Origin of the sequence: Pseudarthrobacter cremeus (assembly GCF_051857465.1) — a bacterium.
Classification (GTDB): domain Bacteria; phylum Actinomycetota; class Actinomycetes; order Actinomycetales; family Micrococcaceae; genus Arthrobacter.
Genome location: NZ_JBPZHC010000006.1, coordinates 304282 through 317628, shown reverse-complemented (window position 1 = coordinate 317628; position 13347 = coordinate 304282). Strand labels below are relative to the sequence as shown.

At 65.6% G+C, this 13347-nt stretch carries 12 protein-coding genes; 7 read left to right on the top strand and 5 right to left on the bottom strand.

What is annotated here, in order from left to right; genetic code table 11:
- Positions 1-21 precede the first annotated feature (21 nt).
- Positions 22-624 carry a YdeI/OmpD-associated family protein gene (locus ACS5PJ_RS13635; RefSeq protein WP_439435405.1) on the bottom strand — a complete coding sequence of 201 codons (603 nt, stop codon included), beginning with the start codon at positions 622-624 and terminating at the stop codon, positions 22-24.
- A gap of 104 nt (positions 625-728) precedes the next feature.
- Here ACS5PJ_RS13635 and ACS5PJ_RS13630 point away from each other — a divergent pair, with 104 nt between their 5' ends.
- The 6 genes from ACS5PJ_RS13630 to ACS5PJ_RS13605 all read left to right on the top strand — a co-directional run bounded on the left by ACS5PJ_RS13630 (position 729) and on the right by ACS5PJ_RS13605 (position 6461).
- On the top strand, positions 729-1478 hold the full coding sequence (locus ACS5PJ_RS13630) for a VOC family protein (protein ID WP_439435404.1): 750 nt from the start codon (positions 729-731) through the stop codon (positions 1476-1478).
- Positions 1479-1564: 86 nt separating this feature from the next.
- Positions 1565-2104: an NUDIX hydrolase family protein gene (locus ACS5PJ_RS13625; protein ID WP_108597822.1), complete on the top strand. Its 540-nt coding sequence runs from the start codon at positions 1565-1567 to the stop codon at positions 2102-2104.
- An 86-nt stretch (positions 2105-2190) separates the two neighbouring features.
- A complete protein-coding gene (locus ACS5PJ_RS13620) occupies positions 2191-3180 on the top strand; it encodes a DUF6707 family protein (protein ID WP_439435403.1) in 990 nt (329 codons plus the stop codon).
- 62 nt (positions 3181-3242) lie between these two features.
- Complete coding sequence (locus tag ACS5PJ_RS13615; RefSeq protein ID WP_439435402.1) at positions 3243-3968, top strand: SRPBCC family protein; 726 nt, start codon at positions 3243-3245, stop codon at positions 3966-3968.
- 33 nt (positions 3969-4001) lie between these two features.
- Entirely contained in the window at positions 4002-5330 is a 1329-nt protein-coding gene (gene tgt, locus ACS5PJ_RS13610; protein ID WP_439435401.1) for a tRNA guanosine(34) transglycosylase Tgt, read from the top strand.
- Positions 5331-5519: 189 nt separating this feature from the next.
- Entirely contained in the window at positions 5520-6461 is a 942-nt protein-coding gene (locus ACS5PJ_RS13605) for a type IV toxin-antitoxin system AbiEi family antitoxin domain-containing protein (RefSeq protein WP_439435400.1), read from the top strand.
- 100 nt (positions 6462-6561) lie between these two features.
- Here ACS5PJ_RS13605 and ACS5PJ_RS13600 read toward each other — a convergent pair whose 3' ends face one another.
- Complete coding sequence (locus ACS5PJ_RS13600) at positions 6562-7305, bottom strand: queuosine precursor transporter (RefSeq protein WP_439435399.1); 744 nt, start codon at positions 7303-7305, stop codon at positions 6562-6564.
- 147 nt (positions 7306-7452) lie between these two features.
- On the opposite strand from ACS5PJ_RS13600, the gene ACS5PJ_RS13595 reads away from it, so the two are divergent.
- On the top strand, positions 7453-8304 hold the full coding sequence (locus tag ACS5PJ_RS13595) for a hydroxymethylpyrimidine/phosphomethylpyrimidine kinase (RefSeq protein ID WP_439435398.1): 852 nt from the start codon (positions 7453-7455) through the stop codon (positions 8302-8304).
- 83 nt (positions 8305-8387) lie between these two features.
- Here ACS5PJ_RS13595 and ACS5PJ_RS13590 read toward each other — a convergent pair whose 3' ends face one another.
- The 3 genes from ACS5PJ_RS13590 to ACS5PJ_RS13580 form a co-directional block, all read right to left on the bottom strand.
- Entirely contained in the window at positions 8388-9680 is a 1293-nt protein-coding gene (locus ACS5PJ_RS13590; protein WP_439435397.1) for a serpin family protein, read from the bottom strand.
- Positions 9681-9844: 164 nt separating this feature from the next.
- The gene (locus tag ACS5PJ_RS13585; protein WP_439435396.1) at positions 9845-11593 is read right to left on the bottom strand and encodes a pyruvate dehydrogenase; all 1749 of its coding nucleotides are present in this window, start codon (positions 11591-11593) and stop codon (positions 9845-9847) included.
- A gap of 247 nt (positions 11594-11840) precedes the next feature.
- The gene (locus ACS5PJ_RS13580) at positions 11841-13235 is read right to left on the bottom strand and encodes an MFS transporter (protein ID WP_439435395.1); all 1395 of its coding nucleotides are present in this window, start codon (positions 13233-13235) and stop codon (positions 11841-11843) included.
- Positions 13236-13347 lie beyond the last annotated feature (112 nt).

The following is a 13347-nucleotide window of genomic DNA, read 5'->3' as shown; positions in this document are numbered from 1 at the left end:
CGGTTTGGCCTCCCGGAACCGTTAGCGGTCCACCGCAGGCTTCTTCTTCTGCGGGTACGGGGTCTCCCCGCGGGCCAGCATCTCCACAAAGCCGGCGATCCTTGCCGCCCGGGTCTCCGGCTTCTTGGCGGTGTTCGTCCGGTAGATCATCGCGTACCGGTTCACCGATGTCAGCACATCGAACATTGCCTGCGCTGCGGGGACGGCGGCAATGGCGGCGGCCAGGTCGGGCGGAACCTCCGCTGTCCCCTGCCCGCCATAGGCTGCGTCCCAACGCCCGTCCGCTTTGGCGCTTTCGACGGCGGCCCGGCCGGCGTCCGTCATCTTTCCCTCAGCTTCCAGCCGGGCCACGTGCCCTACGTTGCGGGCGGACCACGGGCTCCTGCGCACGCGGCGGGTCATGCGCTGGAAGTAGCTCCCGGCGTCGCGCTTCCTGACCTGCCCGTCTATCCAGCCGAAGCACAGCGCCTCATCGAGCGCGGCGTCGTAGTCCAGCTCAGTGACGTCGCCGCCCTTTTTGTGGAGTATCAGCCACACGCCTGGACTGTCCGTGTGGTTCTTTTCCAGCCACAGCCGCCACGCCGCGGCGTCGGGCACCAGCAGTTCCTCGAGTTCAATGGCCATGGCCCCATTCTGCCTGCCACCTGCCCGGCAAAGGCACTGTGCCGTCCGATTCAGGGCGTGGCATGATGGCCCTGTCTGCCCGTTTCCAACGCGAGGAGAAACCCATGCTGCGTGTCCGCCCCGTCCACTTCACGTCCCGGCAGGACGTGTGGGAGGAACTTCTGACAGCCTTGGGCATGGTCAAGACAGTCGATGAAGGCCCCTGGCAGGAGTTCGACTCCGGCGCCGGCCGGCTGGCCCTGCACCTGGTGGAAGCCGGCGCGGCTGACGATGGCAACACGGCCCTGGGCGTCGAGGTGGGCGATCTGGCGGAGTTTGGCCGGCGCACCAACCTCGCCGCGGCTGAATCCGGAACCACCACCGCAGACATCATCGCCGCGGACCACGGTGAGTCGTGCCGCATCTCCTGCACCGACGGCTTCAGCTTTCTCGCCGACAAAGCCGCCCACGGCGCCCAGTGCGCCGATGCCGACCCGGCCCTCGCCGTCGTCGGGGTCTGGTTCACCCCGGATCCCGGCGCCGCCACGGCGACGCTCCAGGACATCGGCGCAAGGTTCCGCCCTGTCCCGGACGCCGACGAAACGGCCGATTTCACCGCCAAGAACGGCGGGGTGCTGATGGTGCGTCCCGCGTCCGGCCGTCCGCGCTCCGGTCTGGGATTCGAGTACGACGGCGATCTGCGCACGGTGCGGGACCGGCTCACCGCTGCGGGAATCGCCGTGTCCGAGACGGAGGAGGCCTTTGCGAGGACCCTGCACGTGGCCAACCCGGATGCCGTGGGACGCCCGGGCGGCGCCACCTCCGACGCCCGCGTGCCGCCCACCCTTTGGGTCTCCCAGCGGCTCGCCGAGTGATCAGATGCCGGCGCTTACGACGACGCTTTACGCCGAGAGCCCACTCCTCACCGGCCCGCGCACGTCCGATGGGGTAGAACTTAACCATGAACGTTCGCACTCCTGACCCGAATCCCGGCTGGCTTTCCGAAGAAGACCTCTTTGAGGCCCGCGGGAGGCTCCCCATGATCTATGTGGAAGCCGTTCCGGTCAGGCTGGATCCGCTGGGGTTCGTGAACGAGGTGGGCACGCTGCTGCAGGCCGATGAAGACGGCACCATGATCCGGTCGCTCGTTTCAGGCCGCGTGATCTACCGTGAGACCGTCCGCGCCGCGCTCCTGCGCCACATGGAGAAAGACCTCGGACCGCTCGCCTTTCCCCAGCTCCCCATCAGCCCGGTGCCTTTCACCGTGGCCGAATACTTCCCTGCCCCGTCCCACACCGGGTTCACCGATGACCGCCAACACGCCGTGTCGCTGGTCTACGTCATTCCGGTGACCGGCGAATGCGAGCCGCGCCAGGACGCCCTGGAACTGACCTGGATGACACCAGAGGAAGTGCTCAGCCCTGATGTCCAGCTTGAGTTCAGCGGCGGCCGGGGCGCCCTGATCCGCCAGGCGCTGGCCTTCGCGGGAGTGGGCTTCTAAGCCCCGCGCGATCCCCGGGGTCCCCGACTTCCGGCCCCCGCCTTTGTAGACTATAGGGCGGACCGCAAGAGAATTTAAGGACTTTGATGACCGAAACACCAGCCTCCCGGTACTACAGCGAACAGCAGGCTGGATCTCTGACCACCGGCGACCAGCTTCTCCTCCCGGATGGTGAACGGACCGCGGAAATCCAGCACGTTGAGGTCCAGTCAGATGACTACGGCGCCCCCGCAGTGGTGCTGGCCAGCCTTTCCGGCGGCGGCACCGTGCGCATCGCCGCAGGCTCGGCCGTGAAGATCCTGGACACCACCGTCCATGACGAAACGCCCGACGCCGGCACACAACTGTCCTTGGCTGTGGAACCCGCCGCAGGGGAACACGTGGACGCCCCGGCGGCTCCCGCCGTCGTCGTACCTCCGCTGCCTGCCATCCCGCCCGCGGTGAGCGGGCCCTCCGCAGCCGACCTCGCACGCATCCCAACGCCGCAGGGCACCCCGGAAGCGGTGGTGGAGGCTGCCGCCGAAGCCCACCCCGATGCGGTCGGCGTGCTGCTGCTGGCGGACAAGCTGACCAAGGGCATCAACTTCAAGTCCGGAAGCTGCCTCAAGGACCTCAGCGACCTTGCCCACGAACTGTTCATCACCCTCAAGGATCCCGATGGCGCACTGGCGGTGGCTGACCTGCTCAACGTCCTGCCGTTCGACGGAAACCCGGGCAGGTGGGCGTCCGTGGAAGCATCGCTCGCCCTCTCCAGCTACATCTGCCGCCAGGACCGGCAGGAGGAACGCGCTGAAGTGTACGAAAAGATGCTGCGCGCTCCGGAGAGTCAGGAAACGGACCCGTTCAAGGCCCGGATGAACGCCAAGATCCGCCAGCGCTCCCTGAATGAACCGAACCTGTACGACAAAGAAATCTTCCGCTCCATCGACAACTCAAACCACGAGGCCGAGCGGGAGTGGAGGCTGCTGCGCCTTGAGTCCTTGCTCTTCCTGCGGGCCCACGGCGGGTCGGAATCCATTGGCGACGGCGAACTCCAGCGCCGGATCAGCAACGAACTCGAGGCCGTCAGGGCCTGAGCTGCCGGGCTGAGGGCATTAGCCCCTACCCTTCGGCTGTGCCGGAGTTGTACATTCGGGCTATGACGAACAATCTGAGCGTAGTGATCAATGCTGATGCGGCGCAGGTTTGGACCATGCTGCGCGAACCGGCCAAAGTAGCGCAGTGGCACGGCTGGGAGGCCGATGAACTCGCCGCCGAGATCAATGAGATCTACTTCCACAAGGACGTGGTCGAATCCCCGGACCACACCAGCCTGACCACCCATGGCGGGGACGTCTTTGACCTGAAGCCGGTGCCCGGAGGCACTTTGGTCAGCGTCACGAGGGCAGCCCTGGACCACAATTCGGAGTGGGCAGCCTGGGACGAGGACATCACGCAGGGCTGGCTGACGTTCCTCCAGCAACTCCGCTTCGCCCTGGAACGCCACCCCCACGGCAAGCGGCACACCCTGTTCTTCGAGTTTCCGGGCACCCCCGGCTCCGTCATCGAGAAACTGGGACTTGCGGACGTGCCCAAGCCCGGCGAGAAGTACGAACTGACACTGGCCACCGGCGAGGAGATCACGGGCAAGGTCTGGTACCGCACCAACCACCAGGTGGGGCTCACCGTCCACGGCTACGCGGAGCACGGGGACGGCCTGCTGATCGTGGCCGACCAGCCTGTCATCGAGAACATCAGGCCCCACGGCGGCGCCCTGGTGATCGCCTCCACGTACGACCTCGGCGCCCACAAGCTGGAGTCGATCAGCTCACTCTGGGACGGCTGGCGTGCTGAGAACTACCCCACAACCGAGGCGGCCCACTGAAGGATCGGCTCTGATTGCTGACACACTGGAACCGTGCCAGCCAACCCTGCCTCTGCCCTGCCCGCCGCCGCGACGCCCCGTCCTGGACCGGCCCATGCGGCGGCTGCTGACCAGTCACAGTTTTCCTTCACGGTTGGCACCCGGCTGGCCGAGCGTTGCCCGCCGTCGTCCGCCCAGGAGTCCGCCAACGGCGGTGGGTTCCTGGGCCGCGCGGGCACCATCACCACGCCGCACGGCCAGATCCAGACGCCCGCCTTCATCGCCGTCGGCACCAAAGCCACCGTGAAGTCCGTGTTGCCCGACTCCATGGCGGAACTCGGCGCGCAGGCGCTTCTGGCCAACGCCTACCACCTGTACCTGCAGCCGGGCGCGGATGTCCTGGACGAGGCCGGTGGGCTGGGGGCGTTTATGAACTGGCGCGGCCCGACGTTCACAGACTCCGGCGGATTCCAGGTGATGAGCCTTGGCTCCGGGTTCAAGAAGGTCATCGACATGAAGTCGGTGGACACCTCAGGTCCGGACGACGCAGTAGCGCCCGGCAAGGAACGCCTGGCCCACATCGACGACGACGGGGTCTGGTTCAAATCGCACCTCAACGGCGACCGGCACCGCTTCTCCCCCGAAATCTCCATGCAGGTCCAGCACCAGATCGGCGCAGACATCATGTTCGCCTTCGACGAGCTGACCACCCTGCAGAACTCCCGTGGCTACCAGGAGGAGTCGCTGGAGCGGACCCGGCTGTGGGCTTTGCGCTGCCTCGATGAGCACTTCCGGCTGACCTCCTCCCGGGTGGGCAAGCCGTACCAGGCACTCTTCGGCGTCATCCAGGGCGCCCAATATGAGGACCTGCGGCGTAAGGCCTGCCGGGACCTGGGTGCCATGGACTTCGACGGGTACGGGATCGGCGGTGCGCTGGAGAAGGAGAACCTGGGCACGATTGTCCGCTGGTGCAATGAGGAGCTGCCGGAGGACAAGCCGCGGCACCTGCTGGGCATCTCCGAACCGGACGACATCTTCACCGCCATCGAAAACGGCGCCGACACTTTTGACTGCGTCTCGCCCACCAGGGTGGCCCGCAACTCGGCCTTCTATACGCCGCAGGGCCGTTTCAACCTCTCCGGCGCCAAGTACAAGCGTGACTTCGGGCCGCTGCAGGAAGGGTGTGACTGCTACGCCTGCGCCAACTACTCCCGTGCGTACATCCACCACCTCTACAAGGCCAAGGAGATGCTCTCGGCCACGCTCATTTCGATCCACAACGAGCGCTTTGTGGTGAAGATGGTGGACGACGCCCGGCTGGCCATCGAGTCCGGCACGTTCTTCGACTTTAAGGCCGAGACCCTGGCGCAGTACTACTCCTGAGCGTGCGCCGCCTCTGGCCCCCTCCGCGCCATTTCGACGGTTCCCTGCGCGCTGAGCGCCATTTCGACGGTTCCCTGCGCGCTCGACGGCTGCGAACATCGTGTGCGCAGGGAACCGTCGAACCGGGCTTGTCCACATACCAACTCCACGGTCTGGCCTCGACCCGGGCGAAAGGCGGAGGCTGGGCCCATGTCAAAGGACACTACCCGCGGTCTTCCGGTTGGAGTGGGCTTGTGGCGGACCGGGCAGCTGCTGGAGGCAGGCCTCAACGCACGGGCCATCGCTGCATTGGTCCGGTCTCAGGAACTGGTGCGGCTCAGACGCGGCTGCTATATCCGCAGCAGCATCTGGGCGAATCAGAAGCCCTGGGTGCGGAGCCGCCAACTGATCGCCGCACATGCCCATGGAACGCTGACGACGTCGGGCGGCGGCTTTGTGTACAGCCACACCTCGGCCGCCCGGCTCCATGGGCTGTACCTGTGGGATGTCGACGATCTCGTCCACATCACGCAGCAGACATGCCCCTCGCGTGTATCCCACGGCAAAGACGTGGTGGCACACACGCGGACGCTGGAGGCCGGAGCCGTCATCTTCGTGGATGGTCTGCCCTGCACGTCGCTGGAGCGGACAGTCGTGGATTGCTGCCTCATGCTGAACTACAGGCAGTCCTTGATCTTGATGGACCACGCTTTGCGGAAGGGCGCGGATGTGGAGAAGCTCCGGACCATGTGCTCTGCATTGGCTGGAAGGAACGGAGTCCTGGCACTTCGCCGGGCCATCGAAAACAGCGATGCCCGGTCCGAATCTCCTGGCGAAACGCTCTCCCGCGAGCTTCTCCACCGGCTCTGCATCGAGCCGCCCGAACTTCAGGTGGTGGTGTGGTCCGCGGAGGGCCAGCACCGCCTGGACTTCGCCTGGCGGGACAGGAAAGTGGCCTTGGAATTTGACGGCAAGGTGAAGTACTTCGACTACCAGCCCACGGACGAGGCCATCTTCGCCGAACGCCAGCGCGAAAAGGCCTTGATGGCCCTCGGCTGGACCTTCATCCGGGTCGAGTGGAAACACCTCTTCCGCGAACAGGAGTTCAAGATGACCGTGCTCCAGGCCCTCCGGAGGCAATCAGCTGCCTAAGTGCGGGCCCATTTCGCTGGTTCCCTGCACACTCGACGTCGGTGAACGTCGTGTGCGCAGGGAACCGTCGAAACGGAGCGGCGGCAGGGCGCCGCAGCAGTTACGCGGCGTTCGTCACGGCCGAGGTCGGTGCGCCGTAGCTTGGTTCGCGCTTCTTGATCCAGCCGATCACCAGTGACGTCACCGGCACGAACAGGAACTCCACGAGGGTCTTGTAGACGAAGCCCACCACCACGTAGTTCACGAACATGCCGAAGTCTGTGATGCCTATGACGGAGGCTGCGATGCTGCAGAAGATCAGGGTGTCAACGAATTCGCCGGCAACCGAGGACCCCATGATGCGCGCCCACAGGGATTTCTCCCCGGTGCGGGCCTTCATCTTCACCAGGATCCACGAGTTGATGGTCTGGCCCGCGAGGAACGCCAGCAGGGAGGCGAGCACAATCTGCGGAACCGGGCCAAGCGCGCCCTCAAGGGCGGCCTGCTTGGACGTGCCGAACTCGTCGTCGAAGCCGGGCAGGGCGATGATCACCCAGTAGCAGATCGAGGCGAAGACCGAGAGTGCGAAGGTGGTGAAAATGGCTTTGCGGGCCACCTTGAAGCCGTAGACCTCGCTGATCACGTCGCCCAGGATGTACGCCAAGGGGAACAGGAAGAAGCCGCCGTCTGTGATGATCGGTCCGATCGCCACACCCTTTGACGCGCCGATGTTGGACAGGATCAGCACCACGGCCATGACAGCCAGCATGATGCCGAAGTAGGGCGATCCGATCGACGCGAATTTCGGCGCCGTCCTTGCGGAGTCGGCGAGGTTCAGGGCGTCAGGGCCTGAGGGCGAAGGCATGGGGATTCCGTTTCGTAGTGGTTCGCTCGGGTCTCCGCACCATCCAGGGGATCATGCGTGACACCGGCTGTATTAGCACTGTCACGCCATTCTCCCACCGAACAGGCCCGCGATCGCCAAGGGAACGCCGGATGGCAGGATGGAATCATGACTTTCGCTTCAACTGACTCCCCGTCCCCAGCCGGCGCTCCGGCCCTGGCCCCCGCCGTCGTCCTGACCATTGCGGGGTCCGAGGCTACGGGTGGCGCCGGCGCCCAGGCCGATCTGAAGACGTTCCAGGAGCTGGGCGTCTTTGGCATCGCCAACCTGACATGCATCGTTTCGTTCAACCCGAACGACAACTGGAACCACCGCTTTGTGGCGGTGGACCAGCAGGTGATCGCCGACCAGCTCGAAGCCACGACGGCGGCGTATGGGCCGGCCCTGGACGCGGTGAAGATCGGCATGCTGGGAAGCCCGGCGACCATCAACACCGTCGCCACGGCACTGTCGGGCGCAGGGTTCCGCCACGTGGTGCTGGATCCGGTGCTCATCTGCAAGGGCCAGGAGCCCGGCCATGCGCTGGACACCGACCTCGCCCTGAAGGCGCAGATCCTGCCGCTGGCCACGTTCGTCACGCCCAACCACTTCGAGGCGGAGTCCCTGTCCGGCTTGGCGATCACCGACGTCGAGTCCCTCAAAGCCGCAGCCATCCGCATCCACGAGCTCAGCGGCGCCGCGGTGCTCGCCAAGGGCGGCGTGCGGCTGGCAGGCCCGGACGCCGTCGACGTCTACTACGACGGCGCGACCCTTGAGGTCCTCAGCGCGCCCAAGGTGGGCGAGGTTGCCGTATCCGGCGCAGGCTGCTCACTTGCCGCGGCAGTGACGGCCGAGCTGGCCAAGGGCGCCACGCCGCTGGAGGCGGCCCGGACCGCCAAAGCCTTTGTCACCGCGGGCATCCGCAACCGCGTTGCCTCGGGCGCCCCGTTTGACGCGCATTTGCAGGGCGGCGCCCGCTAGCCACTCCCCCGCCCCCAAACCCTCTGGCACTTCCCGCCGGATTCTCCCAAACCCTCTGGCACCGGGGCGCACCCTAAAGAGCGTCAGGAACGGGGGTCGGCCACGATCCCCATGAAGAGCGGCAGGCCGGTCTCAACGTGGACGATCTGGTAGTGGAACGGCCGGTCGAAATCGATGGTCCGTTCGGGTTCTGCGGGCGCGCCGGATGCCATCCCGTTGATCTGGGTGACGGCGGCCGCGACAGTGCCCTTTTCCGCCACGGTGATGTTGGCAGCCTGGGCGGCCTGGGTGATCTTCATGTCGGGCTGGATGTTGTTGAAGTCCTCAGCATTGTTGAGTGTCCTGACCAGTCCCAGGGACCCGAGGACCTTCCGCAGGTCAAAAGTGGACTTGTGGTCCCAGCGGGGCAGCTGGATCTGGACTGACTCGGGCTGGGCAGTATCAAATGCGTCCGCGATCTCCGTGAGCTTCTCGGCGGTCAAGCCCGCGGCGGCGGGGCGGCCCCCGGAACGGGTCCCGGCTTCCGGCAACAGCAGCCGCATGACGAAACCTTCAGCGTAGGGCAAGTCCACACCGCTCCAGCCGGCCCCCTCCGCGTACTTCATCTCAAACTCGTTATGCATGGCGGGCGCCTCGATGTCCTCGCCGGCGGCCGTGGTGAAGGGCAGGTCAGAGGTGCTGTTCGGGTCGAACGGATCGCTCCAGGCGGCAGCGAAGTACAGGGAATTGAGCAGGCTGAAGGTGTTGTCGGGATCGTACTTCGCGGGAGCTTCCTTGATCCGGCCGCCCGTGTTCTTGTTGACCCAGGCATCGATGGCCGGCTTCGTGGCCCCCTCGTTGCTGAAGTCCACGGGATACACGCCGGTTCCGTAGTGCCGGGCCAGAGTCTCCAGGAAGGACTCGCCAGTGGGTACACCCTTGTCCACAAACAGCCCGTTGGCCACGTGCATGACCGGTTTCCGCGGCGGATTGTCCTCGTCCACGGAGCCGGGGTCGCCGTCGAACTTCTCGAGTAGGCCGAGCACAGCGTTCATGGCCTCATCCCGCTTGTCCCCGGGGAATTTCAGGACGCTGTCCATCTCGGCGGCGGACTCGCCGGAAGCGCCTGCGCGGAGCATTGACAGGGCGATCAGCAGGCTCGTGGGTGAGGACACCACGTTTCCCGTGGAGCCATCGCCGCCGTCGGTCAGCAGCGCCTCGCCGAGTCCAAAAGCCGATGCCCGGAAGGAGCGCAGCCCGGCGGCGTAGTCCGCACGGTCCACCGAAACCCGTTCCACGCCGTCGGCCGTCAGGAGCTCGGGCGCGGGCGCCGAACACGCGGTAAGTGCCACCAGTGCACCGGCCGTCGCGATTCTGGCCGCTCTGATTGTCTTCATTTTGTCCCCCTGAGACATGATTGGCCGACGCTGCAGCGGGATTCCGCCTGCCTTCAGTCAACCAGCCTGCCCGCCGCGGAACGATGCCGCTGGGGTCACGGTTTGCGGTCGTTTCGGTCTCGGAAACGGACGACGGCGCACTACCCGCCGCGGATCGCCGGAACCTAGCCTCGGGGGATGTTCCGCAGGTTGCTCCGCGCCATGCTGACGGCTTCCCCGGCTCCCCGGTTCAGGACCACCTTGGACATGGCCGTGGCGAAGCCCAGGACCTGCGACCCCGAAATCTTCGGCGGGAGGGACAGCGCCAAGGGATCCGTGATCACCTCCACCAGGGACGGGCCCGGATGAGCAAAAGCCTCGCGGTACGCGGCTTCGATGCGGGCTGGGTCGGTGACCCGGACTGCATGGAAACCCAGCGCGCGGGCGACGGCGGCGTAGTCGGCGTCGGGCACGTCCACGCCGAAGTCGGGCAGCCCGTCCACCAGCATTTCCAGCTTCACCATTCCCAGCGTCGAATTATTGAAAACCACCACGTTGACGGGCAGCTTATGGGCCGCCACAGTGATGAGTTCACCCAGTAGCATCGACAGGCCCCCGTCACCGGACACCGAGATGACCTGGCGGCCGGGATACGCCAGCTGGGCTCCGATGGCGTGGGGCAGGGCGTTGGCCATGGAGCCATGCAGGAAGGAACCGATCAGCCGGCGGGTCCCCAGCGGGTTGATGTAGCGCGCGGTCCAGACGTTGCACATCCCGGTGTCCGCCGTGAAGATGGCGTCCTCCGCGGCGATCTGGTCCAGCAATGAGGCGGCATACTCGGGGTGGATCGGCTGCTTCTTCCCGACCTTGCGGGTGTACGCCCCCACGGCCTTGTTCATCAGGCGGTCGTGCTTCTTCAGCATCCGGTCCAGGAAACGGCGGCTCTTTTTCTGCGTCACCAGCGGCATCAGCGCGGCCAGGGTCGGGAGCACGTCGCCATGGACGGCAACGTCGACGTCGGTGCGGCGGCCCAGCTTGTGCGCGGCCCGGTCCACTTGGGCGGTGCGGGTCCCGGGGAGGAACTGGTCGTAGGGGAAGTCGGTGCCGAGCAGGATCAGGAGGTCGGCATCCTCGATGCCCTCGGCCGCGGCGCCGTAGCCCAGCAGGCCCGTCATGCCGACGTCGAACGGGTTGTCGTACTGCATGAAATCCTTGCCACGCAGCGTGTGGGCGATCGGGGCGTGGATCCGTTCCGCCAGGGCAATAACCTCATCGTGGGCACCCTGGACGCCCGCGCCGGCGAAGATGGCCACCTTGCCCGCAGCGTTGATGGCATCGGCGAGGTCCCTGACGCTTGCCTGGTCCGGGACCAGGCTGGCCGGCCGGAACGTGGCGGGCAGCGGCGTTTCACCGACGGCTTCCAGCCCGGCGATGTCGCCCGGAAGGGTGACGACGGCGACTCCCCCGAGGCCGAGGGCGTGCTGGATCGCGCTGTGCACCACCCGGGGAGCCTGTTCCGCCGTGCTGATCATCTCCGAGTAGACGGAGCATTCATTGAAGAGCCGGTCAGGGTGGGTCTCCTGGAAGAAGCTGCTTCCGATCTGCTTGCTGGGGATGTGGGACGCGATCGCCAGGACGGGAGCTTCGGATCTGTTCGCGTCATAGAGCCCGTTGATGAGGTGCAGGTTTCCGGGGCCGCAGGAGCCGGCGCAGACCGCAAGCCTGCCGGTCAGCTGCGCTTCAGCTGCCGCCGCGAACGCAGCGGCCTCCTCGTGCCGGACGTGGATCCAGTCGATTCCGCCCTGTTTGGCGCCTCCCGTTTGCCGGACGGCGTCCACAATCGGGTTGAGGCTGTCCCCCACAATCCCGTAGATCCGCTGCACGCCGGCAGCCTGGAGTTGTTCGACGAGCTGGGTGGCAAGTTCCTTGGCCATGAGTGCACACTCCCGCGATCACGTTGGTGGGCTGATCAACTGACACGGCCAATATAGCCCCCACCCCGATCGGAACGCTCTTTCACTTAAAGCAGGAAATCCCGCGATGCTCTCTCACTTTCCTGAAGAAAGTGAAAGAGCGTCACGGGAAAACCTGCAGGCTCTGCCAGAGCGTCCCGGTGGGTGGGCGTACGACGGCGGGCGGCCACCCGCCGTCGTACGTCCCCGGTTTCTGTGGGCGAGAGTCCTAGACGTTGAGGAGGTCCTTGTCCTTGTCGTCGCCCTTGGCCGGGCGGTTCCACGCATCGCCCTGCTCGCGGTCCAGGTGGGTGGCCTTCTTGTTCTTCAGGGCGAAGATGTAGACCACCAGCGAGATGGCAATGGCCACGGTGACGTAGGTGAAGAACAGGTCCACCCGTTCGGCCTTCTGGAATGCGGCTCCGAGCAGCGGGACCGTGCCGCCGAAGAGCGAGTTGGCGATCGCGTAGCCCAGCCCGACACCCAGTGCGCGGATGGAAGCGGGGAACAGTTCAGCCTTCACCAGTGCGTTGATGGAGGTGTAGCCGCCAACGATCAGCAGGCCACCGAGCATCAGCAGGAACGCGGTAAACGGGTCCTTGGTGCCGGACAGAGTGGACAGCAGGGGCCAGGTGAAGAGAACACCGGTGATCCCGAACCAGAGCAACAGCGGCTTGCGGCCCACCTTGTCGGAAATCATGCCGTAGACGGGCTGGAGCAGCATGAAGATGAACAGGGCCCAGAAGTTGATGACGGAGGTGTCGGTCTTGGCGATGCCGGACGTATCGTTCATGAACTTCAGGATGAAGTTGGTGTACGTGTAGAACGCCACGGTTCCGCCGAGGGTAACTCCGATGCAGATCAGCAGCGGCTTCCAGTACTGCGTGAAGAGCAGCTTCATGGTGCCCGGCTGGGCCACGCCCGCAACGGCCGGAACCTTGGCGGCCTCAACCTGCTCGGCCGATACGGTTTCCTCCATGGAGCGCCGCAGCCACAGGACCACCAGGGCGGCCACGCCGCCGATGGCGAACGGGATACGCCAGCCCCACTCAGTCAGGTCGCCCTTGGGCATGACGTTCTGCAGGATGACCAGGACCAGCAAGGCCATCATCTGGCCGCCTATCAGGGTGACGTACTGGAAGCTGGAGAAGAAGCCGCGGCGCTTGGACGTGGCGGCCTCGGACATGTAAGTGGCGCTGGTGCCGTACTCGCCGCCCACGGAGAAGCCCTGGATCAGGCGGATGAGGATCAGCAGCACCAATGCCCAGACGCCGACCTGCTGCGTAGTAGGCAGGAGCGCGATGGCGAAGGAGCCTGCGGACATCAGTGTCACGCTGAGCGTCAGCGCGGCCTTGCGGCCCTTCCGGTCGGCATAGCGGCCGAAGAACCACGCGCCGATGGGCCGCATGAGGAACGACGTCGAGAAGACGGCCATCGCTTCCAGTCCGGCTTGGAGATCGTCCTTGGAGTTGAAGAAGTGGGATTGGAAGTACGCGGCGAAGACCGTGTAGACGTACAGGTCGTACCATTCCACCAGGTTGCCCGCGGAACCCTTCAGGATGTTGCTTACTGCCCGGCGGGTCTGGGCTGCCTCGCTCTGGACTTCGGTTTGCTGGGTGCTCATCGCTGAACCTTCCTGAGTTGCGGCGCCGTGGCTTCCTGGCGTAATTTCGTGCTGTCCATGGCGACATTGCCCATGGTTTCCTCCTCGACGTTGACGGTCCCTGCACACGCCG